We start from the raw sequence: 26414 nt of genomic DNA, 5'->3' as shown, positions 1-26414 counted from the left end.
CGCTCAGCTTCGCGGCACGTAGACCCAGGCGCGTTCGGCGAAGTTCTTCTGCGGGATCACGACGTCGGCGGGCGCGAACTCGGCGGCGTCGAGCGAGCCGTACCCGTCGGCGATGATGTCGGTGTAGAGCACGTCGGAAACGATGAGCGCGAAATCCGCGTCGGGCTCGCGGGCCAGCGCGGCGCGGACCGGGGCGCTGTCCAGCAGGCGGTGCACGGCGATGGTCGCGCCGCCGAGCCAGCCGTTGACCCCCGCGGCGACGTGCCCGCGGTGCAGGGCGACGCGCAGCCGCAGCCGGGCGTGCGCGTTGAGGTCCGCGTTGGTCACGGCGAGCTCGGCCCGGATGGCCGAGACGAGCCGCGGGATCACGTCGGACTCGTCGACGCCCGCCGGCAGGATCGCGAACTGCCCGTCGCCGGACTCCTGCAGGTCGACGTCCGGTTCCCGCAGGCCCGCCTGCCGACGGGCGCGCGCGAGCACGGCGACGAGCCGCTGCTGGGTGCGGGCGGCCTCGCCGGTGCTGAACCTGCTGTAGGACTCGGTGTCCACGGCGACGCACAACCGGACGGCCGGTGGCCGCGGGCTCACCGGCCGGGGCGGGCTCACCGGCGGGGACGCCGTCCGGGACCAGCCTTCGGGCGGGCCCACCGCGAACCGCACGGGCGGGCAGCCGCCGTGGCTGCGCCGAGGACGTCCCCGGCCGGCCAGCACCGTGCCGTCCAGCCGGAGGAAGCCGGTCACCGCCGTCAGGTCCGCCGGCGCGCACAGCACCGCCCGTGCTTCCCCGGCCGGTTCGATCGGCTCGTGCCCGAGCGGATCGCCGAGCAGCCAGCCGCAGCCTTCGGGCAGCTCGCCGATCGCCATCGGCCGGTCCGCGCCCGCCGCTTCCCACACGCGGACGCGGGGGTCGTCGAACCCCGCGACCAGGTGCGCCGCCACGAAGGGCGCGCTCGCCGCGTCCACCGCGAACCCCGTGCGGAACTCCAGGAACGCCGTCCCGGGCGGCGGCTCGGAGGCGACGTCGGCGGCACTTGCCTGGGGTGGCTCGAACCGGACTTCGCCGAACCGCCGGCCGCCGGGGCCGGTGACCGGCACCGTGCCGGGGCCGGTCACCGGACCGGCGGGAGGTCCGCGGCGAGCCGCACCGGACCGGCGACGAACGCGCTCTGCGGCGCGATGAGCGCCCGGCCGAGGCGGCCGTGGGCGATGTCGCCGAAGTTCGCGCAGATCACCCCGGTGTGGCCGGCGTCGTGGCCGGCCGCGGCCAGCTCCCGGCGGAGCCGCACCGCGCCGGGGTCCAGCATCGCCAGGTCGTGGACCTCGAAACTCCGCAGCTGCAGGTACGGCTTCCCGGTCACCGCGTCCGGCCCTTCCAGCACGGTCCGCACCGGGGTGAAGGCGAGCGTGCGGGTGAGGGGCTCGAGCGCTCCCAGACCGACTTCGGACAGTTCTTCGCGCAGCTCCCGGCGCAGGCATTCCGCCGCGGTCTCGCGATAGGTGCCGGTGGCGAACCAGGCCTGGAACGAGCGCAGCGAACCGGCGGGCAGGATCCCGCGGAGGTCGGCCTTCATCTTCTCGGCGCCCGCGTTCGTGCGTTCGGGCCGGAAGCTCCAGGATTCGAGGAGCCCGGACGCGGGCGGGTGCACCTTGACGACCCCGCCCGGCGGCCCGTAGGAGCCGGGTCGTTTGGGCGAGTCGAACAGGACGTACCGATCGTCGTCGGTGACCCGCAGCAGGGCGCTGAAGGAGACGCGGACCGGGAGCTGCCGCCTGCCGGCCATGAACACCACCGCAGCCCCCTTCCGTCCCGCCGCATCCACGATGACACAACGGCACGGCGTCCGGCATCCGTCAGGAGGGTTAGGCGACCTTGAACGACTGAGCCGCGCTGCCGCTGCAGGTCGCCTGGACCAGCTGGACGCTGTCCGCGGTGGAAGAACCCGGTACGGTCAGGCACTTGCCGCTGTGGCGGGCGACGAAGTGGTAGTAGCCGCCGCCCTCGGAGACCGGCTGCCACTGCTGGTTGCCACCGCCGCTGTAGGACCACAGCTGCAAGCCGGCGTTGTCCGCGGTCGAGACGTCCGTGACGTCGATGACCTCGGCCGCGTTCGTGTGGTTGTTTATCCGGTCGTAGCCGCCGCTCGTCGGGGCGAACTGGTACTGCTGGGCCGTCGTGCCGTTGCAGGTGTACTGCTGGATCACCGTGCCGTCGGCGCTGCCGGCCGCGCGGGCGTCGACGCACTTGCCGGACGCCTTGTTCGTCACCGCGTACCAGGCCGACGGGTCGATCGTGCCCGGGTCGGTCGGCCCGGTCGAGCCGCCGCCGAGCCACTTCAGGCCGTCGAGCACGAACCGGTTCTGGTCGGCGCTCTCGAACGTCGACGACAGCGCCGTGTTCGTCTGGTAGTTCATCGCGTTGTGGCCGAAGTTGGCGTACAGCATCTTGTAGTTCTTGTTCGTCCACGCGATCGGGTAGTAGCCGCTGTACCAGGTCTGGTTCGGGTCGGTGCCGATCGGGAACGTCGAGGAGTCCATCGACGCCAGGATGGTGATGTTGCCGTTCTGGCGCAGGTCGTTCTGCCAGGCGTACCACTCCGACGTCGACGAGCGGATCGTCGCCGGCAGGTTCGCCGTCGACGGGTGCGTGCGGTTCTCGATCTTCAGCGTCTCCGGCGTCGGGCCCCACGTGTTCGACGTGAACCGGCCGGTGCCGAGGAAGTCGTTGTGGAACCAGTTCGCGTAGGACGGCGTCGAGCTGTCGTTGTAGGCCGTGACGTGGAAGCCGAAGAACCCGCCGCCGGCCTGCATGTAGCTCTGGAAGCCCTGGAACTGCGCGGCCGACTGCGGCTGGTCGTCGAAGAACAGCACGACGTCGGCGGTGGCCTTGGTGATGCTCGTCAGCCGGTTCCAGTCGGTCGTCGACGAGTAGGTGTAGCCGTTGGCCGCCGCCTGCTGCGCGAACCAGACGTTGGCCTCCTTCTCGAAGCTGATGTGTGCGGCGTCGTAAGTGCCGCTGTAGAACGCGAGCACCTTGAACGGCGTCGCGGCCTGCACGGGCGGGGCTCCCAGCGAAAGCCCCAGGCACGCGGCGAAGAAGGCCAGGATCCGGATCAGCGGACGGCGGAGTCTCATGTGCGAACCTTTCGGATGGGGACGGAGATCACCAGGGGCGGTGCGGGTACCGCAGGCCGAAGCCGAACGGGAACAGCGCGGGCTTGCCGTCACCGGCGTTGATCGGCTGCTGATCGGCGCTGCGCATCCAGGTCACCGGTGTCTCCGGGGCCGGCAGCAACCCCGCGGCCAGCGCGCCGATGCCGAGTCTCCGTCGAAAATTCACGCCTTGGATTAAGACACAACATCAGGCAGCTGGTCCAGACCTCTGCGGGAACTCGGGTGCCGCTCACCGGGACCCCGGTAGGCTGGCGATCGATGCCGGACACACCGGAAGGAAAGGGCTGGCTGCCGCCCGGGTTCCACCTCGGCACCCACCGCCACGCCGACGGCCAGCTGGTGTACGCGGCCACCGGCGGCTTCGCCACGACCACCGCGCTCGGGACCTGGGTCGCGCCGGCCGACCGGGTCACCTGGACGCCACCCGGGTTCGACCACTCCCACCGCTGCTACGGCCGGACCGACTTCCGGCTCGTCGTCATCCCGGCCGACCTGTGCGGCGAGCTCGCCGCCCACCCCTGCGTGTTCGGGGTGAGCCCGCTCCTGCGCGAGGCGCTCCTGGCGCTGACCGGCCCGAAGGAGAGCCGGCCCGGCGCCCACCGGCGGCTGCGCGCCGTCGTGATCGACGAGCTCGCCGGGCCGCCCGAACAGGCCCTGCACCTGCCCGAACCCCGCGACGACCGGCTGCGCGCCGTCACCGATCTCCTGCACGCCGAGCCCGCGCGGGCCACGACGCTGGCCGAACTGGGCCGGGCGGCCGGGGCGAGCGAACGCACCCTCAACCGCCTCTTCCAGGCCGAACTCGGCATGAGCTTCCTCCGCTGGCGGACCATCCTGCGCGTCCACCACGCCCTGGTCCACCTGACCGAGGGCCGGTCCGTCACCGACACCGCGATGGCGTGCGGGTGGTCCAACCCGTCGAGCTTCATCGACGCCTTCACCGAGGTCGTCGGCCTGACGCCGGGCCGGTACCAGGCCGGGCTGCGGTAAATTGGCGGGTTTCCGGTACCCGCTGTCCGGTCACCGGTTGGTGGCGAACACTGCCGGGTCCACAGTGGAGCCATGGCCGAACACACCACCGTCATCGTCATCGGAGCCGGGGTCGCCGGGCTCACCCTCGGGAACATCCTGCTGCGCAACGGAATCGACTGCGTCGTCCTCGAGAAGTACCCCCGGGAGCACGTCGAACAGCGCCAGCGAGCCGGGACCCTCGACAGCCGCGGCGTCCGGATGTTCCGCGAGCAGGGGCTCGAAGAGGTGCTGGCCCACGACGCTTCGACCGAGGTCGAGGGCGGCTTCTTCCTCGACGGCGAGGAGCTGCCGATCGACTTCGCCGACGACGCCGGCGACAGCCTCTTCCTGCCCCAGCAGGTCCTCGTCCGCAACCTCACGGACGTCTTCCTGCGCGCCGGCGGCGACCTCCGGTTCGAGGCCGACGGCATCACCCTGGGGAACCTCGAGCACCCCGTCGTGCGGTACGGGGACCGGGTCCTCACCGCCGACTTCGTCGCCGGCTGCGACGGCGACCGCGGGGTCAGCCGGACCGCCTTCCCGGCCGGCGTCCTCACCCGGTACTCGCGCGAATACGGCTACGCCTGGCTGAGCGTCCTGGCCGAGGTGCCCACGAACCCCAGCGGCATGGCGATCCACGCCCGCGGCCTCGCGGGGATGATCCCCCGCGGCGCGCACGCCAGCCGGCTCTACCTCCAGTGCGCGCTCGACGACGACCTCGCGCGCTGGCCGGACGAGCGCGTCTGGAGCGAGCTGGAGGCCCGGTTCGGCCGGCCGGTCGCGCCCGGCCGGATCGCCGACAAGCGGCTGGTGCCGCTGCGGAACGTGGTCCACAGCCCGATGCAGCACGGCCGGCTCCACCTGCTCGGGGACGCGGCGCACATCGTTCCGCCGATGAGCGCCAAGGGAATCCACCTCGCCCTCTTCGACGCCGAGGTCTTCGCGCGCGGCATCCTCCGGCAGGTGAAGGAGGACGATCCGAGCGTGCTCGAGAGCTATTCCGAAACGTGCCTGAGCCATGTCTGGAACTACCAGGCGTTCGCGGCGTGGATCACCGACCTCATGCACGACGCCGGTGACGCCTCCTACGCGGGGGAGTTCCGCAAGCGGGTCGCCCGCGCGGAACTGGAGCGTCAGTTCACCTCGCCCGCCGCGGGCCGCCTCTTCGCCGAGTTCACGGCCGGGGTCGCCTAACGATCCGAGCGCAGCGAGGCCGGGTCGAACGACTCCCAGTACGCGTCCTCGTCCTCGGGAGAAGGCGCGGGAGAACGCTCGGCCGCCAGGGGCGTCGCCGCACCCAGCCGCTCGGCCCGCAGCCGCTGGAACTCTTCGACCGTCATGCCCGGGTCGTCGTCCTCGGCCCGCGCCGGCGCCGGCACTCCCGTCATCCGCTCGATCAGGTACGTCATGTCCTCGCCGAGCAGCAGGGCGACCTTGTTGTAGCCGTCCTGGGTCGCCTCGCGCATGGCCGCCTGGGCGATCTCCACCACCAGCGTGCCCAGGCGGTCGCCGAGGTTCACCGCCGTCGGGGCCAGCCACAGGCGCAGCAGCTTGCCGCGGGCGTCGACGGTGACCTCGACCTGGCCGTCGATGTCGTGGGCCGTGCCGGACGCCGACGCCAGCAGCGAGTCCACCTTCGCCATCGCCTCTTCGCGGGCCCGGGCCTGGGCGATCAGCTGACGCGTCGTGATCACCGCGGTCCCTCTCCGTACGCGTAGGTCTCGGCGTCCGGGTCGTCGTCCGGAATCGGTTCGTAGCCGAGGGTCTCCAGCTGTGAAGCGTCCACAACGGACGACAGCGCGTGGTACATCCGGTCACCCGCGCGCCGGGTCGCGCGCTGGGCCAGCTCGAAGATCCGGTCGGCGAGCACCGCCGACCCGTGCCGCAGCGCCGAGCGGTGGATGGTGAGCCCCGTCAGCAATCCGCCGGGTGCCACCTGGACTTCGATGCCGTCGGACGACGCCTTGCCCACCACCGGACCGGACCGGGCCAGGCGCGCCGAGACCTCCTCGCCCGCCCGCGAGGCCTGCTCGGCGATGCGGGCGGAAGCCAGCTCGATGTCGATGTCCGCCAAAGGAATCACCCCGTCGGGCGGTAGAAGCCGATGAACGACTGTCCCGCGTTCGTGGTGCGGATCTTGCTGATCTGCACCGGGTCGCCCGCCTCGATCATCTGGCCGTCGCCGATCACCATCGCCACGTGCCCGGACCAGACGACCAGATCGCCCGGCAGCAGCTGGTCGATCGACGGCACCTCGGCCCCGACCGTCTGCTGCGCCGCCGTCCGCGGCAGCTGCAGCCCCGCGTCCTGGTACGACGTCATCGTCAGCCCGCTGCAGTCGAGGCCGACTCCCCGCGCGGTGCCGCCCCAGACGTACGGCACGCCGAGCTGCGACAACGCCGCCCGCACGGCCTTCGCCGCGGTCTCGTTCGGCGCCATGACCTGCTTGCCGCCGGGCAGGTTGATCGCGACGCCGGAACCGGGCTGCGGCGGGATCGCGACCGGCAACCGCGGCTTGTGCACGGTGCCACCGCCGCCGCCGCCTCCCCCGCCACCGCCGTGGGAACCCTCGGAGCCGCCGCCGGAGTAGCCGCTGTCGCTGTTGAACGACGAACCGACCTTCGTCGCGGAAGCGGCCGAAGACGCCGACGTCGCCTGCTCCCCGCCGAGCTGGTTGCCGATGTCGGTGAGCTGGTTGATCGTCTGCTCGCTGAACGTCGCGGCCTGCCCGGTCAGCTGCCCGATCTTCGTCTGCAGCTTCAGCAGGATGTCGCGCGACGCGGCCGCGCGGCTTTCCAGCGGCTGGATGGTCTTCACCGCTTCCAGCGCCTTCATCGACGCCGAGATCTCCTTGATGATCTGGTCGCGGACCTGGTCGTTCTTGATCTCGCCGACGTGCAGCGTCTCGGCCGCTTCGGTGACGGCCTTCTCGATCTCGGCGCTCTCGTCGAGGAGGTCCTGGACCTCCTTCTCCAGGCTCTGCGACGTCGCGGTGGCGCGGTCGGTCGTCGAGCCCGAACTCGCCGAGGCCAGCGAAACGCGCTGCTCCGACGCGACGTCACGGGTGCGGCCCACCGACGTCTGCAGGGCGACGTGGGCGTCCCGCGCGCCGGTGATCGCGACCGGGTCGTGGCGCAGCTTCTGCGCGAACTGGTTCGTGGTGTCCAGGCCGTGCCGGACGAGCAGGTCGGTGTGCTCGGTCACGCGTCGCCGCCGAGTCTGCGGAGGACGTCGCCGTGCTCGGCTTCGACGGCCGCGTAGTTGCGGTCGGTCTGCCGGGCGGCTTCGCCGACCTGCCGCCAGCCGCCGCCGACGCGGTGCATCTTCTCCCGCAGCGCCCGCATCCGGCCGCTGTAGGCCCCGGAGAAGCCGGACTCGCCGCCCATTTCCGAGAAGCCGTGGCCGCCGAGCGTCACGTGCGGGCCGACGTGCTTTTCGGCCGCACCCTTGACGTCTTCACCGAGCGGGTCGACTTCGCGCGCGTAGCGCGTGTACGCGCCGTCGTCGACGTGAAACCCCGAATGCGAACCGTCCACTGGCCCTCCCTGTCACCGGGGGTGCGACGTGCGCGCGGCACCCCCGGTTCCCTGTGACATCCGGGCTCCGCCCGGGCCGGGGGCTCCGCCACCCGGACCCCCGAAGAGATGTCGTGCGGGATCAGCCTAGTCGACGGTCCGTACCCGGGTGGGCGAATTGCCCGGAGTCAGCCGGTGACCTTCTTGAGCCAGTTCGGATCCTGCCAGGACACGATCGCGCCGTTCGCGGTGACCGTCGGCGTGCCGAAGCCGCTCTGCCCGCCGCCGAAGTCCTGCGCCAGCTTCGGGTCGTTCTCGATCTGCTGGAACGCCGTGTTGATCTGCTGGTCGTAGGTGCCGGCGTTGACCGTCTGGGCGAACGCCGGGTCGGTGATGCCGACGTTCTTGCCGAGCTCGATCAGCTGCGTCTTGTCGTAGCCGCGCTTGCCCTCTTCGGGCTGGTTGGCGAACAGCGCGTCGTGGAACTGGAGGAACTTGCCGGCGTCGGCCGCGGCCAGCGCCGCGTTCGCCGAGTCGAGCGAGTAGCCCGGCGGGCTCGATTTCTGGTTGAGCAGCGGCACCATGTGGTAGCGGACCTGCAGCTTGCCGTCGTTGATCGCCTGCTCGATGTCGGTCTTGTACTGCTTCTCGAACTCCCCGCAGATCGGGCAGAGGAAGTCCGCGTAGACGTCGATCGAGGCCTTGGCGCCGGGCTTGCCCACGGTGACGACCACGCCGTCACGCTTCTGGGTGACATCGCCCGTCAGCGCGCTCGTCGTCTCGCCGGGGTTGATGATCTTTCCCTCGGTCTTGTTCCGGTCCGCGATCGTCCAGATCACGCCGCCGATGACCAGCGCGGCCACGACGACCACGGCGCCGATCCCGATGATCCACTTCCGCCGGTCGCCGGATGCCCCCCTGGCCTGCGCGACCACCTTCGGGCCGGCCTGTGCCGCCTGACGACGCTTCCGAGCGGTCCGCTCAGCTCCACCCACTGTGTATCAGTTCCCTTCCGCGATACCCGAGTAGTCGGGCTCGGGCTCCCCCCGGTTCCCGCGACCTCGCGCCAGCCAGCCGTCGACCGACAGCCAGGTGCGCGGCCGCGCCAGCAGCCACGCGGCCAGCAGCGCGAACCCCGTGTCGCGGAGGATCTCCTGCGGGTACTCCGTCTGCCCCGCCGCCACCCGGCCGCCGCCGCCGAAGCACCCGCAGTCGATGCTCAGGCCGCGGGCCCACGACTGGGCGATCCCGGCGATGAGCACGAGCAGCAGCCCCAGCGCGGCACCGGCGGCCCACCGGGTCGCCAGGCCCGCGAGCAGGAACAGCCCGAGCACGAGTTCGACGAGCGGCAGCGCGATGGCCACCACGTTCGCGAGCGCGTCCGGCAGCACGTCGTACGCCTGCACGGCGATCAGCGTCTGCCCGGGATCCGCCAGCTTGAGCGCACCGGAAACGAGCCAGACGGCCGCCAGCCCGAGCCGGGCGAGCGTGCCGACGGTGTTCAGCACGGGTTGGGACGGTCGCACCACGCACTTAGGCTAACGGGAGGACCTGAGAACTTCGTGAAGCAGGACGGCGGCGGAGGGAGCGGCTGGATGCGGTGGCGCGCGCTCCTCGGCTCGACGTTGCTCCTGGTCACGGCGTCGGCGTGCGGGCCGGGCCACGTCTCGCCCACCGATTCGGTGGTCGCCCGGGCGAGTGCCTCGGATCACCTGACCATCGGCATCCGGTTCGACGCGCCGGGGCTCTCGGAGCACACCGTGGACGGCCGGTTCGTCGGGTTCGACGTCGATGTCGCCACTTTCGTCGCTTCGGAACTCGGCGTCCCGGCGAACGACATCACCTGGCGCGAGACGACGTCGGCGACGCGCGAGACGGATCTCACCTCCGGCGCGGTCGACCTGGTCGTGGCGACGTACTCGATCACCGACAAGCGCAAGCAGCTCGTGTCGTTCGCCGGGCCGTACTTCACCACGGGCCAGGACCTGCTGGTGCGGCGGACGTCGGCCGACATCAGCGGCCCGGAGGCGCTCAACGGGCGGCGGCTGTGCTCGGTCACCGGCTCGACGCCGGCCCAGCAGGTGAAGGACAGGTTCGCCCAGGCCGTCCAGCTGGTCGAGTACCCGCGGTACTCCGACTGCGTGACCGCGCTGCTCGCCGGGCAGATCGACGCGGTCACCACGGACGCGGTCATCCTGGCCGGCTACGTCGCGCGCGACCCCGAGCTGCTGAAGCTCGTCGGGAAGCCGTTCTCGAAGGAGAACTACGGCATCGGCCTGCGCAAGGGCGACACCCAGGGTGTGTCCGCGGTCGACGACGCGATCCGGAAGATGGTCTCCTCCGGCGAATGGCTGCGCTCGCTCAACGCGAACATCGGCCCGTCCGGCTACCAGCTGCCCCCACCTCCCGAGGTCACCCAGAAGTGAAGCTCCCCGACCTGCCGGTCCGGTCCGTGCTGCCCGACGTCGTCGCCGCGCTCGACGCGCACGGCGCCGCGGTGCTCGTCGCGCCGCCCGGCACGGGGAAGACGACGCTGGTCCCGCTCGCGCTGGCTTCCACCGGGGGCCGCGTGGTCGTCGCCGAGCCGCGGCGGCTGGCGGCGCGGGCCGCGGCGGCGCGGATGGCCGCGTTGCTGGGTGAACCGGTCGGCGAGACGGTCGGCTACGCCGTGCGCGGCGACCGCAAGGTGTCCGCGCGGACCCGGATCGAGGTCGTGACGTCGGGGCTGCTGGTGCGGCGCGTCCAGGGCGACCCGGAGCTGCCCGGCGTCTCGACGGTCCTGCTCGACGAGTGCCACGAGCGGCACCTGGACGCGGACCTGCTGCTCGCGCTGCTCCTCGACGTCCGCGCCGGGCTGCGCGAGGACCTCCGGCTGCTGGCGACGTCGGCGACGGTCGCGTCCGGCCGGCTCGCGGCCCTGCTCGGCGACGCCCCCGTCGTCACGGCATCGGCGCGGACCTACCCGGTGGAGTTCTCCTACGTCCCCCCTGCGCGCGGCGAGCGCGTCGAGGCGTGCGTCGCGAGGACGGTGCGGACGGCGTTGTCCTCGGGCGACGGCGATGTCCTCGCCTTCCTGCCCGGCGCCGGGGAGATCGCCCGGACAGCGGGACTGTTGCGACTGTCCGAATTGGACACTGTAGACGTCTTGCCGCTGCACGGGAGGCTGTCGGCGGCGCACCAGGACGACGCGCTGCGGCCGCGTGACCGGCGCCGGGTGGTGCTGGCGACGGCGGTGGCCGAGTCGAGCCTGACGGTGCCGGGCGTGCGCGCGGTGGTGGATTCGGGGCTGGCGCGCGTGCCGCGGGTCGACCACCGGCGCGGGCTGCCCGGCCTGGCCACGGTCCGGGTGTCGGCGGCGGTGGCCGCGCAACGCGCGGGCCGCGCGGGCCGCGAGGCGCCCGGGCGGGCGTACCGCTGCTGGGCGGAGCACGAGCAGGCGACGTTGCCGGCGTACCCCGAGCCGGAGATCCGCACGGCCGAACTGGCCCGGCTGGCGTTGGAGCTGGCGTGCTGGTCGACCCCCGACGGCAGCGGCCTGACCTGGTGGGACCCGCCGGGCGAGGGCGCGCTGGCGGCGGGGCGGGCGTTGCTGGCGACGCTCGGCGCGACGGACGCTTCGGGCGCGGTCACCCCGCGCGGACGACGCATGGCCGAGCTGGGCCTGCACCCGCGGCTGGCCCGCGCCCTGCTGGACGGTGCGGCGGAAGTCGGCGCCCGCAACGCGGCGGAAGTGGTGGCGCTGCTGGACACGGGCGGCACGCTGACCGACGTGGAGGCGGAGCTGCGCCGCCTGCGCTCGGCGGGAGACGAGGCCGCCCGCCGCTGGAAACGCGAAGTACGGCGCTTGGAATCCTTGATCTCCGGCCACCGTGCCGGAGCAAGCGCCGTGAAGGCCTCCTTACCGGCTCTTACAGCCGGTAAGGAGGCCTTCACGGACCATCGGGGCGGCGCAGGGGACCGTCGGCCGGATCCCGCGCTGGTCGTCGCCCTCGCGCACCCCGAACGGCTCGCCCGGCGCCGTCCGGGCGGTGCTCCCGTCTACCTCATGGCCGGCGGCACCGCGGCCGAACTCCCGCCCGGCAGCGGCCTCGACGCCGGGTGGCTGGCGATCGCCGAAGCCACCCGCGATCCCGGCCGCGCGCACGGCACCATCCGCCTCGCCGCGGCCGCCGACGAACGCCTGGCCACCCGGGCCGCACCCACCCTTCTGTCCGAAGTGGACGAAGTCACCTGGGACGGCGACGTCGTCGCGCGGCGCGTCCGCAGGCTCGGCGCCATCACCCTGTCCGAGAAGCCCCTCAAGGACGCCGACGTCCGCGGAGCTCTCGTGACCGGCCTCCGCGAGAACGGCCTCGGCCTCCTCAAGTGGAGCGAAACCGCGACCCGCCTCCGGGAGCGCATGGCGTTCCTCCACCGCGCGCTCGGCGAACCGTGGCCCGCGGTGGACGACGCGACCTTGCTGTCCGATGTGGACAAATGGCTGGATCTCGGCGACGCCCGCCGCAAAGCCGATCTCGCGAACATCGACGCGGGCACGGCGTTGAAGGCCCTCCTCCCCTGGCCGGAAGCCGCCAAGCTGGACGACCTCGCCCCCGACCGGCTCGAAGTCCCGTCGGGCTCCCGCATCCGCGTCGACTACCGCGGCGACCGGCCGGTCCTGGCCGTGAAACTCCAGGAAACCTTCGGCTGGACCGAAACCCCGGTGATCGCCGGCGTCCCGGTGGTGCTGCACCTGCTCTCCCCCGCCGGCCGTCCGGCGGCGATCACCGCCGACCTCGGGTCCTTCTGGACGAGTGGCTACCCGGCGGTGCGGGCCGATCTGCGCGGCCGCTACCCGAAGCACCCGTGGCCGGAGGACCCCGCCACCGCCGTCCCGACCCGGCACACCCGCCGCCGCGGCTGACCCGGATCACCGGTCTGTATCGAAACGGTTCCCTTCGGTAACGTGGAGCACCCCCCGCGCGACTTCGATGGGCGGCACGGGGCCGGGGGCACCCGGGCAGAGGGAGGTACGGTGGCGACGGCGAAGTCGGGCGGGCGCGGGGTGGGCCGGTGACCCGGGTTTTCCTCAGCTACGCCGAAGAGGACGCCGGCGTGGCCCGCCGGGTCGCCGAACGGCTCCGCGCCTCGGGCGCCGAAGTCTTCCGCTGGGAGGATCCCGAACACCGGGCCGAGCGGTTCATCGAACGGATCCAGGCCGAAATCGAAAAGGCCGACGTCTTCGTGGCGCTGATTTCCCCGGTCGCCCTCGGCTCGACGTGGTGCGGGCGGGAACGCGAAATCGCCTTCCACCGCGAAACCCAGCTGAAACGGCAGTTCGTCTACGTGTTCGAGGTCGCCCCGACGAAGTTCGACGGGACCGGGCTCCTGCGCACCTACGCCTGGGTCGACCTGAAGGAACCGGTCGACGAGCAGAAGCTGGCCCGCGCGCTGGCCGTGCTGGAACGGGAACGGCCGGCACCGGCCGAAGGCGGGACCAACGGGACACCGCCGAACGTCTTCCGCAACCGCACCGACGAGCTCACGCGCATCCGCACCACCCTCGGCACGACCGGCACGGACGACTTCTGGCTGGTCGTCTCCCCGCCGCGGATGGGGAAGTCGTGGTTCCTGCACCGGCTGCTCTGGGAGCTCAAGGAAGGCGACTGGCGCGCCCGGCTGATCGACCTGCGCAACCTCACCAGCGACCACCGCGCCGACTGGGCCAAGGTGCTGTGCCAGCTCCTGGACGTCGCCGAACCCGACGGCGCCTTCACCGAAGAAGACCGTTACCGGGCCGCGGCGGTCGTGAGCAACCGCTCGTGCCGGCAGCTCTTCCTGCTCGACAGCGCCGAACTTCTGGAACAGCCGGCCGCGCACCGGCTGCGCCGGGAGCTGACCGAGATCTACAAGCTCGTCGGCGACAGCGGCAACGAGCAGACCCGGATGAGCGTGGTGGTCGGGACGCGGCGGCAGGACGAATGGCAGGGCTTCCGCAGTTCGGGCGGCTCGTCGGTGCTGTTCCAGGTGCTCCCGCTGACCGAGTTCACCGTCAGCGTCGTCCGGCAGGCCCTGCACGAGTTCAAGCGGACCTTCGGCTCCGACCGGCTGAACCGCTGGGCCGAAGGGCTCCACCAGCTGAGCGAGGGCCTGCCCGCCCTGCTGGTCAAGGGCCTGCGGTGGGCGGAGGAGACGGCGTTCACGCGGCTCACCGACTGCGAAACCGGTAACCCGGCCGTCTTCGACACCGTCGCCCGCCCGTACATCAGCGAAGACCTGCTGGCCGCCGACAGCCTCCTCCCGTTCGGCGGGGAACAGCTCTCCGCCCGCAAGAAGGCGCTCGAACTGACGTTGCGGGCGATCGTCCCCTACCGCATCTTCACGCAGTCGCACCTGCGCCACCACATCGAGCACGACGTCGAACTCGCGGACGCGCTGCACGCCGCCGGCTGGGACGAGACCGGGCTGTGGGAGGCGATGAGCCGGACCGCGCTGCTGGCGAGCCCGTCGGAAGAGCTGTGGCAGGTCCTCAACCCGCCCATCCGGCGGCTGCTGTACCGGTACTACCACCCGGACACCCCGGCGCGGCGCCGCGTGCACGTGTCGGCCCGTGAGTTCTACGAGAAGTGGGCGGTGACGCCCGCCGGCGTCGAGCAGGGCGTGGTGCTGATCGAATGCCTGTGGCACGAAGCCACGAAGCTCCGCCTGGAAGAGCACCGGGACCTGCGGCCGAAGCTGCTGGCCGCGACGGTCGAACTGTCGGCCGCGTTCGGCAGGCCGGAACGGTTCGGCCCGGCCGAGTTCAGCCGGTACGTCACCCAGAAGCTCGGCGCCGACGGCGAGTTCGCCGCACTCCTGCGCTCCGAGGAAGGCCTGTTCGACGACGTCGTCCACACGCTCGGCGAGACCATCTCCGGAGGTGGCTGATGCAGCCGATGCCCGTCACCGACTACGTGCCGCGCCGGGAGGAAGCCGAGCTCCTGGCCGAGGTGGCCCGCATACGGTCCACCCGCCGCAGCGGCGTCCTGCTGATCTACGGCGTCGGCGGGGTGGGGAAGACGAAGATGGTCCGCGCGCTGGCCGGACGCGGGGGCCCGGACCGGCACACGCACTGGATCACGCCGATCGACATCGACGACTCCGAGTTCTGGCTGCTGGAGAACCTGCAGCGGGTGGTCGCCGAAGAGCTGGACCCCGGCTCGGACTTCTTCGGCCCCTTCTTGACCTACCTGTCCCAGCTGCCGCAGTACTCGGCCCGCCGGATCGGCCGGGACACCATCGCCAGCCACCACCGGCGCATGCGCGAGCTGTTCGTCGAGTGCTACACGGACTTCGTCGAGAAGACCGGCGCGACCGTGGTGGTCACCCTCGACACCGTCGAGACGATCCGCAGCACCTACCTGCTGATCACCCTCACCCAGTGGATGCGCCGGCTCCCGGCCACCCTGTTCGTCCTGTCGGGACGGCCGGCGACCGGCTGGAACGGGCGCGACCCCATCCGCGAGCACCTCGACGACCCCCGCAACCCGCTCCCGGTGACGGAGATGGAGCTGCACGGCTTCGGCCACGACGACGCCGTCGGCTTCCTCGACGCGAGCGTGCTCGGCGACTCGCTCACCGGCGAGCAGAAGGAACGGCTGGCCGAGCTGACCGCGGGGCACCCGCTCTGGCTCGCGCTCGCCGTCGACTACCTGCAGCGACGCGATCCGCCGCCGGAAATGGCCGACGAGGGGCCGTGCGACGGGCCGCTGCGCGAGAACTTCCGGCGCCGCCTGGTCACCCCCTACCGCAGCGCGAACTTCTGGTCGGAGGCGATCAAACGCCTCGCGGTCGTCCGCCACAGCATCGACCAGCGGGTGTGGGGCCGCCTGATGGACGACCAGGAGTTGCCCGAAGGCGTCGAGGACTGGGACCAGGCGTGGACGGAACTGTGCCGCCGTCCCTGGATCCGCCGCCGGGCCAACGCCCGGTACGTCACCCTGCACGACGCGCTCGCCGAAGAGCTGTGCCTGCGGCTGATCCCGCTGCACGACCTGGACGAGACGTGGCGCCACCAGATGTGGCGGAAGGCGTTCGACGCCTACGAAAGCCTGGGCGGCGCCGAGTACGAGGCCGTGGTGAGCGAGCTTTCCACCGTCTTCGACACCGGCGAGGACCCCGACAACGCCGTGTTCCGCCGGGTCGCGGAGCTGGACATCCGGAAACGCGAGTTCGATCAGCTCCGCACCGCCGCGCTGTACTACCGGCTGCTGAGCGACTTCGAAGGCGGCACCGAGCTGTTCCTCGAGACGTTCAGCACCGCCGCCGCCCAGCACGACCTGCACTTCCAGGAGCTGGCGTGCCACGAGCTCGAGCGGTTCCTGCCGCCGGCTTCGGAAACGGCGTTGCTGGAGGACGCCGTCGGGGTCGTCATCGAGCGGTTCCGCTCATGGCTGGCCACGACGCCGCTGCGGTACCTCGACATCGGGATCAGGATCGCGCAGTTCCTCACCAACAACGCCCAGCCCAGGGCCGCGTTGTCGCTGCTCGACCGGCTGCCGGAGGAGCAGGCCGACCCGGACCTGCGGTACCGGCTGGCGAACGAGCGGGGCAACGCCTGGATGGGCATCCCGGGCGAGGTCGAGCTGGCCAAGCACCACTTCGACCTGGCGCTGGAGTACGCCGGCGACCTGCCGTCACCGGAACGGGAGCACCGGCGGGCCCAGGCGTACAAGGAACTCGGGTACTACACCAGGAACCTCGGCCGGTGGCAGCAGGCCGACGAGTACTACCAGGCGGCCTACGAGGTCATCGCCGCCGTCGTCGGCCCCGGCCGTCCGCGCGCCGACCGTGAAGAACTGGCCTCCATCCAGGCCAACTGGGCGTACCTGCGCGCGCTGCACGGTCAGTACGACGACGCCCGCAACCTGATCGAGAGCGCGATCGCCGTGCGGCGGCGGCTGGGTTCGGACCACCAGCTCGCCGTTTCCTACAGCGTCTCGGGCGAGATCTACCGCTACGAACGCAAGTTCACCCTGGCGTGGCAATCCTATGCCCAGGCGGAGACGTGCTTCTCGACTCTGCGTAACTGGCCGTGGATCGGGATGATCCTGCAGGAGCAGGCGATCTGCCTCTTCCAGGCGCACCAGTCCGGGTACGAGCTGCTGTCCGATCCGGTCACGCAGGCCAAGCAGATCATCCTGCGCTCCCTGGAGATCTGCCGCGACTACGCGATCAGGTGGTACCCGTCCGCGCTCAACCGCGCCGGGCGGATCTTCGGCGACGAAGACCCCGACCTGGGCCTCGACTACCTCGACAAGTCGGTCGCCGAGGCCACGAGGGTCGCCGACGGGTGGTTCGTTTCGGCCAGCCTGATCGAGTACATGGAGCTCGTCTACGAAGTCTGGACCCGCACCCGGGAACCGCGCTACCGTGCCCTCATCAGGTCGCGGGTGGCCGACATCGAGCGCGCGATCGAAGAATACGACTACACCGATCTCGAGGCCCGCTGGGACCTGCTCCAGGGCCACCTGATCCTGCACGACAATCTCGACGGCACCGCGTCGGAGACATTGGACGACGCTTTGACGCACTATTCCGTGGGCTTCCGCATCCTCGCGGATCGCCGGGTCGGCTCGCACGGCGCCGCCGCCATCGCGAGCGAGTTCGAAAGATTCCACCAGCTCTTCTCGCTGCTGAACACCGAAACGCAAGCCCGGTGGTACGCGAGGCTGCGGGAGGACTGGTCGACCAAGAGCCGCTCGACCTCCTTGCTGGCGAGGCTGGAGCAACTGTACTAAGACCACCCGCGTGTTCCGGGGCGTCCGGCCAGTGAGAGGGTTCTGCGATGCATTCCAGCGACCAGCGCGCTGTGGCACTGTCCGGTTCGGACATTCCGGGAGCGCACGAGCTGCTCGTCCACAGCTGCGAGGACTGCGCCTGCCCGCCGAGCGGCGGAAGTGCCGTGCGGACGGCCGCCGAGCCGCCCGGCGGCCCGCTCGTGCGCGCGCGGGAGATCGTGGAATGCCCGGTGGACGACGAGCACACCGCGTTGTTCAATCCGGACGGGAACGGCGGGGTGCTGATCGTCAACCGGCGGGGCCGCGCCCTTCTCGACCTTTTCGCCACGCCCCTGGAGATCGACCGGATCGCGGCGGCGGGATTCGGCGACGAATCGGCGGCCGCGGCGGTGCGTCACCTTTTCGGGCACGACCTGCTGCACCCGGCGGGCGCGCCCCCGGATCCCCGGTTCGCCGAAAGCCGGCAGCTGACGGCCTGGCTGCACGTCACGAACAAGTGCAACCTGAAGTGCCCGTACTGCTACGTCAGCAAGTCCGACGACGCCATGAGCCGGGACACCGGCCGGGATTCCGTCGACGCGCTGGTCCGCTCGGCGGTCCGGAACGGTTTCTCCGCGCTGCGCCTCAAATACGCCGGCGGCGAAGCGAGCCTCAACGCCGACGTCCTGCTGGATCTGCACCAGTACGCGCAGGAGCAGTGTGACGCGGCCGGCCTGACGCTGAGCGCGGTCCTGCTGAGCAACGGCGTCGCGATCGGCAGGCGGCTGGCGGCGGCGCTGACCGAGCACGGGATCGGCGTGATGATCTCGCTCGACGGCATCGGCGAGGCCCACGACGCCCAGCGGCCCACGGTCGGCGGGCGGGGGTCGTCGCACCTCGTGCTCCGCACCGTCGGCCGGTTGCTCGAGGCCGGCGTCCGGCCGCACATCTCGATCACCATCACGAGCCGCAACGTGGACGCGGTCGGCCCGGTCGTCCGGTTCGCCCTCGAACGGGACCTGACCTTCAGCTTCAACTTCTTCCGGGACAACGACTGCTCGGCGGCCGTGGCCGACCTCCAGTACGAAGAGAAGGCGATGCTCGAGGGCCTCGAAGCGGCCTTCGCGGAGATCGAAGAGAACCTGCCCCGGTGGAGCGTCCTGGGGTGCGTGCTGGACCGGGGCCAGCTGCTCGCGCCCCGCCGTCGCGCCTGCGGCGTCGGCGACGACTACGTCGTGATCGACCAGCGCGGCGGGATCGCCAAGTGCCACATGGAGATCGGCGACACGCTCGGCGACGTCCGCACGGTGGACCCGGTGCTGGCCGTCCGCGACGACTCGCGCGGGATCCGGAACCTGCTCGTCGAGGACAAGCAGGGCTGCCGCGACTGCACGTGGCGCCACTGGTGTTCCGGCGGCTGCGCGGCGGCGACCTTCCGCGCCACCGGCCGGTTCGACGTCCGTTCGCCGAACTGCGCCATCTACCGGACCATCTACCCCCAAGCCGTGCGGCTGGAGGGGTTGCGGCTGCTGCGGTACGCGGTGACCTGACCCCTGCCGAAAGTCGGGGGCGGCCCGCGACCGTCGTCCGATGCCCCCGGTGCCCCGGAAACCGCAGACTCCCGGAGACAGGCGAAACCGGGAGGAACAATGATCACGCTTCGAAGACTCACGAAGCGCTACGGGGCGAAGACCGTCGTCGACGCGCTCACGTGCGACGTCACACCGGGCCAGGTGACCGGGTTTCTCGGGCCCAACGGCGCCGGGAAGTCGACGACCATGCGGATGACGGTCGGGCTCGACCACCCGCAGGACGGCGAGGCCCTGGTCGGCGGCCGGCGCTACGGCGAGCTGCGGCACCCGCTGCGCGAGGTCGGCGCGCTGCTCGACGCGAAGGCCCTGCACCCCGGCCGCAGTGCCGGGAAGCACCTGCTGGCCATGGCACGCAGCAACGGGATCGCGACGAGCCGCGTCGAGGAGGTGCTCGCGACCGTCGGGCTCTCCGACGTCGCGGGCAAGCGGGCCGGCCAGTTTTCGCTCGGCATGGGGCAGCGGCTGGGCATCGCGGGCGCGCTGTTGGGCGACCCGGGGGTGCTGCTGTTCGACGAGCCGGTCAACGGCCTCGACCCGGACGGCGTCCGCTGGGTGCGGCAGCTGATGCGCTCCCTGGCGGCCGAGGGACGCACGGTGTTCGTCTCGAGCCACCTGATGAGCGAGATGCAGCTGACGGCGGACCACCTGATCGTCATCGGCAAGGGCAGGCTGCTGGCCGACGCACCGGTGGCGGAGTTCATCGCGGGCAATTCCCGCACGACGGTCTCGGTGCGGGTCCCGGCCGACGGCGAACGTTCCGCATTGGACACGCGGTTGCGCGCGGAGGGCGGACTGACGCACCCGGGTGAGCCGGGCGAGCTGCTGGTGGACGGCCTCGAAGTCACCCGCGTCGGCGACCTGGTGCACGAACTGGGCATCCGCGTGCACGGCCTCACCGAGCGGACGGCGTCGCTCGAGCAGGCGTACATGGAACTGACGGCTTCTTCGGTGGAATACGGGGTTTCGGCATGACCGCATCGGTGGAAACGCGGGGCGGCCTGTCCGGAGCGGTGGCCGCGGAGTGGACGAAGTTCTGGTCGGTCCGGGCAACGTGGTGGTGCGTGGTCACGGGGACGGCGTTGATGCTGGGCTACAGCACGCTGTCGGGCATCGCGCAGCGCTACGACGGCGAGCGGCTGGGCGCCCACACGATCGCCCTGGGCGGCGGCTTCTACCTGGCCCAGTTCGCGGTGATCGCACTGGCAACGCTGTTCGTGACAAGCGAGTACGCGAGCGGCGGCATCCGGTCGACGCTGCTGTGGACACCGGTGCGGTCAAGGGTCGTCGCGGCGAAGGCGGCGGTGCTGCTGCCGGTGCTGTTCGCGTACGGCGTGTTGCTCGCGTGTGCCGGAATGGCACTGGCAGCAGCGGTGAAGGACGGCCACGGCCTGCCGACGTCTCTGGACGCGGGCTTCACGACGGCGTCCGGCATGGGCGGCTACTTCGCGCTGCTGGGCCTGCTGTGCACGGGAATCGGCTGGGCGTTGCGCAGCGCGGCGGGAACGCTGGTGTCGGTGATCGTGCTGCTGGTACCGCTGCCGCTGATCGTGGCATCGCTGGGGTGGCCCGAGGCGATGCCGTATTTCCCGGGGATCGCGGGCGTCAACGCGATGGTCGAGGCCGGCCGGCCGAATCCGATCACGATGACAGTGGCGCCTTACGCGCCCTGGGTGGGGCTGGTGATCTGCGCGGCCTGGGCGTTGGCGGCCCTGCTGGCAGGTGCGGCGGTGTTGCGCCGCCGCGACGCCTGACGCCCCCGCCACTCCCAGGCAGGGGGCTCCGGCAAAGTCGCACCCGGACTCCGGACACGCAGGTCCGCTCGCCATGTGTGATGGCCGCTGCGATGTCCTGAACGACTCGTTCAGGACGTCCGACGACAGGAACGAGTCGTTCAGGACATCGAGCAAGCCCGGCCCAACTGCACCCCACCCAGCCCCCTCCCGCAACCCCGGTACTGCCGTCCGTAGTCACAATCCGGCTTCGGGGTGGTGGGCCACTGAACTGCGTCTCAACCGGTCAACCCCGCCTCGTAGGCAGTGATCGCCGCCTGAACCCGGTTCTTCACCCCGAGCCGGGTCAGGATCGTGCTCACGTGCGCCTTGACCGTCCCCTCCACGACGAACATCCTCGCCGCAATATCCGCATTGGACAGTCCAGAACCCAGCAGCGCCAGCACTTCCCGCTCCCGCGGCGTCAACGCGGCAATCCGCTCCCGGGCCGCCGCGGCACGCGCCAGCTGTCCCCCGGACAGCCGGGCGATCACCCGCTGCGCCACCTTCGGCGAGAGGAACGCGGCCCCGTCGGCGACCGCGTGGATACCCGCCAGCAGCTCACGCGGATCCCCCGACTTCAGCAGGAACCCACCCGCACCCAGCCCCAGGGCACGCTCGATGTAGTCGTCCTCGCCGAACGTCGTCAGCATGATCACGCCGGTGGCCGGCAGCAGCCGCCGGATCTCCGCCGCCGCGCCCAAACCGTCCAGCCCCGGCATCCGGATGTCCAGCAGCACCACGTCCGGATGCGTGGCCAGCACCTGCGAGACGGCCGAACGGCCGTCGGCGGCCTCGGCGACGACCTCGATCCCCGGATCCGCCGCGAGGATCGCCGCCACCCCCGCCCGCATCATCGCTTCGTCGTCGGCCAGCACGACCCTGATCACGGTGCCCCCTCGGCGAACCTGTCCTTGGCGACCAGCTTGCCATCGGCGAAGCAGAGCCGGTACGCGGCATAGTCGCTGTCGAGCCACGACCGCCCGGTGCCGTAGTACTCGCACGCGACCCCGGGCACCGGCGGCCGCGGCGGCTCGCCCCGCACCGGGCGCGCGATGCGCTGGCGCTCGGGCAGCTGCGGCGCCACCTCGGCCCGCGGCTGCCCGATCCACAGCCCGTCGTAGACCGGCCCGGGCAGCTCCGAAGAGTTCCACTGGTAGAGGAACGCGATCCCGGCGACGGCGAGGACCACCGCGAACAACGCCAGCGGGACGGCGACGGCCTGGATCAGGCTGCGCCGCACGTCGCGCCGCGCCAGCTCGAGGGCCCGGGCCGAGGCCGACGGCTCGACGTCGTCGTCGGAAACAGCGGCCGGCTGGACCGGCGCGGCACCGTGCGGCAGCGTCGCGGTGACGGCGAACCCGCCGGCCTCGGGCCCGGCCCGCAGCGTCCCGCCGGCGAGCCGGACGCGCTCACGCAGGCCGATCAGCCCGACGTGCCCGGACGCGGCCCCGGGCAGCGGCCCGGCGGGCGGTGGCGCGTTGACCACGCTGACGTCGGTCCGCGCGCCGGTACTGCTCACCCGGACCGTCACGGCCGCTCCCGGCGCGTGCTTCGCCACGTTCGTCAAGGCTTCCTGCACCACGCGGTAGGCGGCACGAGCCACCATCGGCGGCGCCGCGTCGGAGTCCACTGTGGACCCGATGAGCAGCCCGGAGGCCCGCGCGCGGGCGATCAGCTCGCCGAGGTCGCCCTGCACCGGTTCCACCGGCGCGGCGTCCTCGCGCAGCACGCCGATGATCTCGCGCAGCCGCTCGGTGGCGGCCGCGGCACTGGTCCGCAGCTGCGCGGCGGCGTCGCGCTGGACGTCGTCGAGGCCACCCGCGACCTCCAGGGCGGCGGCGCGGACGGCGATCAGGCTCAGCTCGTGCCCCAGCGAGTCGTGCATGTCGCTGGCGATCCGCGCCCGCTCGCGCAGCCGGGCCTGTTCGGCGACGAGCCGCTGCCTGCTCTCCATCTCCTCGGCCCGGCGCCAGCCGGTTCGCGCGAGCTCGCCGCGCACGCGGACGTACCGGCCGAGCAGCCACGGCGACAGCCCGGCGAAGACGAGGATCGCCACCATCTCCGCCCAGTCGCCCAGGCCGTCGGAGCCGAAGACGAGCGCGATCGGGAGCGCCAGCACCACGAAGACCGTCCCGAGCAGGATCCCGGGACGGGCGCGCGGCATCCGCAGCCCGGCCTGGTAGCTCATCGCGACCAGCACGAAGATCACCCACACGGGCAAGTGATCGCCGTAGGAGAACGGCACGGCGAGCGCACCGGCCAGCGCGATACCGAGCGAGACGGCGGGGTACCGCCGGGCCGTCGCGACCGCCCCGGCCACGACCACGAGACCGACGACCAGCTCCCCGTAGAACCGCGTCTCCAGCGTGCCCGCGGCGACGACGAACGCCAGGAACAGCCCGAGAGCGACGTCCAGCACCACCCGCCACCTGCGCTTCGTCACCTCTCGCACAGTTGGAGAAGCTACAAGCCGTGCCGGCGGGCGACCACTGCCGAAAGTCAACCCTTCAGCGTGTCCAGGAACGCCAAGGTCTGCGGCCAGGACAGCGCGAACGCGCCGGCGTTGACCTCCGCGCCGTGCCGCGAGGAGTCGCTGAAGCCGTGCTCGGCGCCGGGGAAGTGCTGGGTGAACGTCGCACCCCGCGGCCGCGACTGCAGTGCCGTCTGCAGGCGCCCGAACGTCTCGTGCGAGACGACGACGTCGGCCTCCGGGTAGGCGACGAGCACCGGTGCGGTGATCTGTGTCGACAAATCGACGGCGTTCAGTTCGTGGTTCGGCGGTGCCGGGTCCCGGACGGTCGGGTGGTAGGCGACGACGCCGGAAAGCCGCTGGTCCCGCGCGGCGAGCAGGAGGGCGAACCGGCCGCCGAGGCACCACCCCATGACCCCTGCCGAAGCGCAGCCGAGGTCGCCGAGCAGGTGGTCGAGCAACGCCGTCTGCTCGGCGAGCGCGGTCTCGTCGCGCAGGTCGCCGAGCTTCGCGCCGAGGTCTTCGCGGGAGGTGTTGTCGGTGCTGGCGCCGTGGAAGACGTCCCAGGCCAGCGCGGTGATCCCCCGTCCGGCCAGCTCGTCGGCCCAGGCCCGGACCTGCGTGCCGATCCCGGTGATCATGGGCAGCAGCAGCATCCCGGACACCGACCCGCCGGACGGGCGGGCCAGGTAAGCGGAGAGTTCGCCGACACGGACGGTGGACGTCTCGATGCTCATATCCGCACGGTAGCGGCCCCGGTGTTGCATGATGATCCACCATGGCCGAGCGCACACTCGCCGATCAGTTGGGCGGCTACCTCCCCGAAGGCATCGAGGCCCTCGAAGAGCACGAGCGGCAGGACCTCGCGGACGCCCTGCGCGACGCACGCAGGCGGCAGGCGAAAGCGCTCGCCGAAGCGGGCGAGGAAGGGCTCAAGTACGTCCCCGCACTGCTGCGCGGCGCGGTCCGGAAGGCAGTGGGCCTGTGACGGAGAACTACGCGGCCGAGGCGGAGATCCTCAAGCTGGCCCGCGTCCTCGACGTCGAGCCGGAGCGGCTGGGCTACCTCGCCCGCGTCGACGCCGACGACCTCCAGGCCTTCCGCGAGCAGGTCACCGACACGCTGTTCGACGCGAACGCCGCCGCGCTGCAGCGGATGGCGCTGGCCGCGCGGGTGGTGCCCGTCGGGGTGCTCGCCAAGATCGCCGAGAAGGTGTTCGGCCCGCTGCTGTGCGCGCGGATCGCCGGGCTGGTCGACGTCTCGCGCGGGGTCGACGTCGCCAAGCGGCTCCACCCGCGGTTCCTCGCCGACGTCGCCGCGGAGCTCGACCCGCGGCGCGCGAGCGCGATCATCACCCGCATCCCGCTGGACACCGTGCTCGCGGTGGCGGCCGAGCTGACTCGCCAGGAGGACTGGATCACGCTCGGCCGGTTCGTCGGGCACCTGCCGGACCCGACCGTCCGGCAGGCCCTCGCACAGATCGACGACCCGTCGCTGCTGCGGATCGCGTTCGTGCTCGACGACAAGCACCGCATCGACCACGTCGTCGGCCTGCTCCCGGCCCACCGGCTCGGCCGGCTGGTCACCGCCGCGAGCGCCGACGAAGACCTCTGGACGCCGGCGCTCGACCTGCTGACCCACCTCGGCGAGGCGCGGCGCGCCACGCTGAAACCGATGCTCGCCGGCCTGCCCGGCGGCTTCCGGGAACGCGTTCAGGCGACGATCAGGTAGATCCCGTAGCCCACGATCGCCGCGCAGGCGGCGAAGCAGACGACCGCGCCGGCCAGCGGTCCCGTGCCGGAGGCACCGGACTCGCGGGCCGATTCGCGCTGGGAGAGCCCGACCACCCCGAAGGAGAACAGGCTCGCCAGCACGACGACCGAAGCCAGGGCGACGACGAAGACGATCCCGAGGGAACCCCAATTGATGTGCACGGCGCTCCTCAGGCGTTGACCGGCTGCGGCACGGCGGATTCGGACGCGTTGACGGAATCGGCGTCGACCGGGTTCCGCTTCGAGGCGAGGTAGATGCCGAGCGCGACGACGACCCCGGCCAGGCCGACCAGCACGGTGCCCCAGGTCCCGAGCGTCGAGACCTCGGCGGCGACCGCGCCGACGATGGCGGCGGCGGGCAGCGTCAGCGCCCAGGCGAGCACCATCTTGCCCGCGACGCCCCAGCGGACCTCGGCGAGCTTGCGGCCCAGGCCGGAGCCGATGATGCCGCCCGAGCAGACATGCGTGGTCGACAGCGCGAAGCCGAGGTGCGCCGACGTCAGGATGACCGCCGCGGCGCTGGTTTCGGCCGCGAAACCCTGCGGCGTCCGGATTTCCGTGAGCTTCTTGCCCATGGTCTGGATGATCCGCCAGCCGCCGAGGTAGGTGCCGAGCGCGATCGCGGTGCCCGCGGTCAGGATCACCCAGAGCGGCGGGCCCGAGTTCGGCGCGAGCGAGCCGGACGCGATCAGCGTCAGCGTGATGACGCCCATGGTCTTCTGCGCGTCGTTCGTGCCGTGCGCGAGCGACACCAGCGACGCGGAGGCGATCTGGCCGGCCTTGAAGGTCCGGCCCACCGTGTCCTGCTTCGCCCGGGCGGTGATCCGGTAGACGAGGAAGGTGCCCAGCGTCGCGACGATCCCGGCGACGATCGGCGAGGCGAGAGCCGGGATGAGGACCTTCTCGACGACCTTCCCGAAGTGGACGGCGTCCGAGCCCGAAGCGATCCAGGTGGCTCCGATCAGCCCGCCGAACAGCGCGTGCGACGAGCTCGACGGCAACCCGATCAGCCAGGTCACGAGGTTCCACACGATGGCACCGACGAGCCCGGCGAAGATGATCACCGGCGTCACCTTGGTGTCGTCGACGATCCCGCCGGAGATCGTCTTCGCGACCTCGACCGAGAGGAACGCGCCGGCGAGGTTCAGCAAGGCGGACACAGCGACGGCGACTCGCGGCTTGAGCGCCCCGGTGGCGATGGAGGTGGCCATCGCGTTGGCGGTGTCGTGGAAGCCGTTGGTGAAGTCGAAGGCCAGCGCGGCGACGATCACCACCAGCACGATCAGCGAGAAGTCCATGGGCCGCTCTCTTCCGTAGCTGTTGGTTGGCAACGCTACTGATCGACTTCGGCCAGACCGATCCCTGAGGCGTGAC

The 26414-nt window shown here is 71.6% G+C and carries 26 protein-coding genes; 11 read left to right on the top strand and 15 right to left on the bottom strand.

Translation table 11 applies throughout. The features are described 5' to 3' along the window. Positions 1 to 3: 3 nt before the first annotated feature. From AB0G28_RS16515 to AB0G28_RS16500, 4 genes are all read right to left on the bottom strand, one after another. On the bottom strand, positions 4 to 1113 hold the full coding sequence (locus AB0G28_RS16515) for a hypothetical protein (protein WP_361089017.1): 1110 nt from the start codon (positions 1111 to 1113) through the stop codon (positions 4 to 6). Continuing rightward, positions 1110 to 1781 carry a hypothetical protein gene (locus AB0G28_RS16510; protein WP_361089015.1) on the bottom strand — a complete coding sequence of 224 codons (672 nt, stop codon included), beginning with the start codon at positions 1779 to 1781 and terminating at the stop codon, positions 1110 to 1112. The genes AB0G28_RS16515 and AB0G28_RS16510 overlap by 4 nt, the downstream gene beginning before the upstream one ends. A 79-nt stretch (positions 1782 to 1860) precedes the next feature. Continuing rightward, positions 1861 to 3132, bottom strand: a complete 1272-nt coding sequence (locus tag AB0G28_RS16505; protein ID WP_361089013.1) for an RICIN domain-containing protein — start codon at positions 3130 to 3132, stop codon at positions 1861 to 1863. A 28-nt stretch (positions 3133 to 3160) separates the two neighbouring features. Then, a complete protein-coding gene (locus AB0G28_RS16500; protein ID WP_361089207.1) occupies positions 3161 to 3337 on the bottom strand; it encodes a hypothetical protein in 177 nt (58 codons plus the stop codon). 92 nt (positions 3338 to 3429) lie between these two features. Here AB0G28_RS16500 and AB0G28_RS16495 point away from each other — a divergent pair, with 92 nt between their 5' ends. Both AB0G28_RS16495 and AB0G28_RS16490 read left to right on the top strand, forming a co-directional pair. Beyond that, the gene (locus AB0G28_RS16495; protein WP_361089011.1) at positions 3430 to 4161 is read left to right on the top strand and encodes a helix-turn-helix transcriptional regulator; all 732 of its coding nucleotides are present in this window, start codon (positions 3430 to 3432) and stop codon (positions 4159 to 4161) included. Between the two features lie 72 nt (positions 4162 to 4233). Next, positions 4234 to 5376 carry a 4-hydroxybenzoate 3-monooxygenase gene (locus AB0G28_RS16490; RefSeq protein WP_361089009.1) on the top strand — a complete coding sequence of 381 codons (1143 nt, stop codon included), beginning with the start codon at positions 4234 to 4236 and terminating at the stop codon, positions 5374 to 5376. Here AB0G28_RS16490 and AB0G28_RS16485 read toward each other — a convergent pair. From AB0G28_RS16485 to AB0G28_RS16460, 6 genes are all read right to left on the bottom strand, one after another. Next, positions 5373 to 5876: a YbaB/EbfC family nucleoid-associated protein gene (locus AB0G28_RS16485; RefSeq protein ID WP_361089007.1), complete on the bottom strand. Its 504-nt coding sequence runs from the start codon at positions 5874 to 5876 to the stop codon at positions 5373 to 5375. The two genes, AB0G28_RS16490 and AB0G28_RS16485, sit on opposite strands and share 4 nt — an antisense overlap. Beyond that, positions 5873 to 6256 (bottom strand): YbaB/EbfC family DNA-binding protein, encoded by a 384-nt coding sequence (locus AB0G28_RS16480; RefSeq protein ID WP_361089005.1) that lies wholly within the window; start codon positions 6254 to 6256, stop codon positions 5873 to 5875. The genes AB0G28_RS16485 and AB0G28_RS16480 overlap by 4 nt, the downstream gene beginning before the upstream one ends. A 5-nt stretch (positions 6257 to 6261) precedes the next feature. Continuing rightward, positions 6262 to 7386, bottom strand: a complete 1125-nt coding sequence (locus AB0G28_RS16475) for an NlpC/P60 family protein (protein WP_361089003.1) — start codon at positions 7384 to 7386, stop codon at positions 6262 to 6264. Further along, on the bottom strand, positions 7383 to 7718 hold the full coding sequence (locus AB0G28_RS16470; RefSeq protein WP_361089001.1) for a hypothetical protein: 336 nt from the start codon (positions 7716 to 7718) through the stop codon (positions 7383 to 7385). Before AB0G28_RS16470 ends, AB0G28_RS16475 begins: the two co-directional genes overlap by 4 nt. Positions 7719 to 7885: 167 nt before the next feature. Then, the gene (locus AB0G28_RS16465) at positions 7886 to 8632 is read right to left on the bottom strand and encodes a thioredoxin domain-containing protein (RefSeq protein WP_361089201.1); all 747 of its coding nucleotides are present in this window, start codon (positions 8630 to 8632) and stop codon (positions 7886 to 7888) included. 66 nt (positions 8633 to 8698) lie between these two features. Beyond that, complete coding sequence (locus AB0G28_RS16460) at positions 8699 to 9205, bottom strand: MauE/DoxX family redox-associated membrane protein (protein WP_361089199.1); 507 nt, start codon at positions 9203 to 9205, stop codon at positions 8699 to 8701. Positions 9206 to 9292: 87 nt separating this feature from the next. Here AB0G28_RS16460 and AB0G28_RS16455 point away from each other — a divergent pair, with 87 nt between their 5' ends. From AB0G28_RS16455 to AB0G28_RS16425, 7 genes are all read left to right on the top strand, one after another. Continuing rightward, complete coding sequence (locus tag AB0G28_RS16455; RefSeq protein WP_361088999.1) at positions 9293 to 10123, top strand: glutamate ABC transporter substrate-binding protein; 831 nt, start codon at positions 9293 to 9295, stop codon at positions 10121 to 10123. Then, positions 10120 to 12600, top strand: a complete 2481-nt coding sequence (gene hrpB / locus AB0G28_RS16450; RefSeq protein WP_361088997.1) for an ATP-dependent helicase HrpB — start codon at positions 10120 to 10122, stop codon at positions 12598 to 12600. Before AB0G28_RS16455 ends, hrpB begins: the two co-directional genes overlap by 4 nt. Before the next feature lie 149 nt (positions 12601 to 12749). Further along, a complete protein-coding gene (locus tag AB0G28_RS16445) occupies positions 12750 to 14603 on the top strand; it encodes a TIR domain-containing protein (RefSeq protein WP_361088995.1) in 1854 nt (617 codons plus the stop codon). After that, positions 14603 to 17455, top strand: coding sequence for an AAA family ATPase (locus AB0G28_RS16440; protein ID WP_361088993.1), 2853 nt, complete (start codon positions 14603 to 14605; stop codon positions 17453 to 17455). Before AB0G28_RS16445 ends, AB0G28_RS16440 begins: the two co-directional genes overlap by 1 nt. Positions 17456 to 17502: 47 nt before the next feature. Continuing rightward, positions 17503 to 18984: a radical SAM protein gene (locus AB0G28_RS16435; protein WP_361088991.1), complete on the top strand. Its 1482-nt coding sequence runs from the start codon at positions 17503 to 17505 to the stop codon at positions 18982 to 18984. A gap of 99 nt (positions 18985 to 19083) precedes the next feature. Beyond that, positions 19084 to 19998 (top strand): ATP-binding cassette domain-containing protein, encoded by a 915-nt coding sequence (locus AB0G28_RS16430; RefSeq protein ID WP_361088989.1) that lies wholly within the window; start codon positions 19084 to 19086, stop codon positions 19996 to 19998. Beyond that, positions 19995 to 20777, top strand: coding sequence for an ABC transporter permease (locus AB0G28_RS16425; RefSeq protein ID WP_361088987.1), 783 nt, complete (start codon positions 19995 to 19997; stop codon positions 20775 to 20777). Before AB0G28_RS16430 ends, AB0G28_RS16425 begins: the two co-directional genes overlap by 4 nt. Before the next feature lie 257 nt (positions 20778 to 21034). Here AB0G28_RS16425 and AB0G28_RS16420 read toward each other — a convergent pair whose 3' ends face one another. From AB0G28_RS16420 to AB0G28_RS16410, 3 genes are read right to left on the bottom strand one after another with little or no spacing between them, the layout of a single operon-like run. Then, positions 21035 to 21685 (bottom strand): response regulator transcription factor, encoded by a 651-nt coding sequence (locus AB0G28_RS16420; RefSeq protein ID WP_361088985.1) that lies wholly within the window; start codon positions 21683 to 21685, stop codon positions 21035 to 21037. Next, positions 21682 to 23250, bottom strand: coding sequence for a histidine kinase (locus tag AB0G28_RS16415; protein ID WP_361088983.1), 1569 nt, complete (start codon positions 23248 to 23250; stop codon positions 21682 to 21684). Before AB0G28_RS16415 ends, AB0G28_RS16420 begins: the two co-directional genes overlap by 4 nt. A 47-nt stretch (positions 23251 to 23297) precedes the next feature. Beyond that, positions 23298 to 24005, bottom strand: coding sequence for a dienelactone hydrolase family protein (locus AB0G28_RS16410; protein ID WP_361088981.1), 708 nt, complete (start codon positions 24003 to 24005; stop codon positions 23298 to 23300). Positions 24006 to 24046: 41 nt separating this feature from the next. Between AB0G28_RS16410 and AB0G28_RS16405 the strand changes: the two genes are divergently transcribed. Both AB0G28_RS16405 and AB0G28_RS16400 read left to right on the top strand, forming a co-directional pair. Further along, positions 24047 to 24256, top strand: coding sequence for a hypothetical protein (locus AB0G28_RS16405; protein ID WP_348953630.1), 210 nt, complete (start codon positions 24047 to 24049; stop codon positions 24254 to 24256). Beyond that, on the top strand, positions 24253 to 24999 hold the full coding sequence (locus tag AB0G28_RS16400) for a hypothetical protein (protein ID WP_361088979.1): 747 nt from the start codon (positions 24253 to 24255) through the stop codon (positions 24997 to 24999). Before AB0G28_RS16405 ends, AB0G28_RS16400 begins: the two co-directional genes overlap by 4 nt. Here the strand turns inward: AB0G28_RS16400 and AB0G28_RS16395 are convergent. Both AB0G28_RS16395 and AB0G28_RS16390 read right to left on the bottom strand, forming a co-directional pair. Further along, a complete protein-coding gene (locus AB0G28_RS16395) occupies positions 24981 to 25202 on the bottom strand; it encodes a hypothetical protein (RefSeq protein ID WP_361088977.1) in 222 nt (73 codons plus the stop codon). The genes AB0G28_RS16400 and AB0G28_RS16395 overlap by 19 nt on opposite strands. A gap of 8 nt (positions 25203 to 25210) precedes the next feature. Next, complete coding sequence (locus AB0G28_RS16390; RefSeq protein WP_361088975.1) at positions 25211 to 26338, bottom strand: inorganic phosphate transporter; 1128 nt, start codon at positions 26336 to 26338, stop codon at positions 25211 to 25213. Positions 26339 to 26414: the final 76 nt, after the last annotated feature.

Origin of the sequence: Amycolatopsis sp. NPDC021455 (genome assembly GCF_040640995.1) — a bacterium.
Classification (GTDB): Bacteria; Actinomycetota; Actinomycetes; order Mycobacteriales; family Pseudonocardiaceae; genus Amycolatopsis.
Note: the sequence above shows the minus strand (reverse complement) of the source record. Positions and strands in the feature narration are given on the sequence as shown.

Excerpts from the sequence above, each read along its gene's own strand:
- AB0G28_RS16425 (WP_361088987.1), top strand. The coding sequence starts at position 19,995 with ATGACCGCATCGGTGGAAACGCGGGGCGGCCTGTCCGGAGCGGTGGCC.
- AB0G28_RS16405 (WP_348953630.1), top strand. The coding sequence starts at position 24,047 with ATGGCCGAGCGCACACTCGCCGATCAGTTGGGCGGCTACCTCCCCGAA.
- AB0G28_RS16490 (WP_361089009.1), top strand. The coding sequence starts at position 4,234 with ATGGCCGAACACACCACCGTCATCGTCATCGGAGCCGGGGTCGCCGGG.
- AB0G28_RS16410 (WP_361088981.1), bottom strand. The coding sequence starts at position 24,005 with ATGAGCATCGAGACGTCCACCGTCCGTGTCGGCGAACTCTCCGCTTAC.
- AB0G28_RS16435 (WP_361088991.1), top strand. The coding sequence starts at position 17,503 with ATGCATTCCAGCGACCAGCGCGCTGTGGCACTGTCCGGTTCGGACATT.
- AB0G28_RS16495 (WP_361089011.1), top strand. The coding sequence starts at position 3,430 with ATGCCGGACACACCGGAAGGAAAGGGCTGGCTGCCGCCCGGGTTCCAC.
- AB0G28_RS16510 (WP_361089015.1), bottom strand. The coding sequence starts at position 1,781 with ATGGCCGGCAGGCGGCAGCTCCCGGTCCGCGTCTCCTTCAGCGCCCTG.
- AB0G28_RS16455 (WP_361088999.1), top strand. The coding sequence starts at position 9,293 with ATGCGGTGGCGCGCGCTCCTCGGCTCGACGTTGCTCCTGGTCACGGCG.
- AB0G28_RS16505 (WP_361089013.1), bottom strand. The coding sequence starts at position 3,132 with ATGAGACTCCGCCGTCCGCTGATCCGGATCCTGGCCTTCTTCGCCGCG.
- AB0G28_RS16390 (WP_361088975.1), bottom strand. The coding sequence starts at position 26,338 with ATGGACTTCTCGCTGATCGTGCTGGTGGTGATCGTCGCCGCGCTGGCC.
- AB0G28_RS16430 (WP_361088989.1), top strand. The coding sequence starts at position 19,084 with ATGATCACGCTTCGAAGACTCACGAAGCGCTACGGGGCGAAGACCGTC.
- AB0G28_RS16440 (WP_361088993.1), top strand. The coding sequence starts at position 14,603 with ATGCAGCCGATGCCCGTCACCGACTACGTGCCGCGCCGGGAGGAAGCC.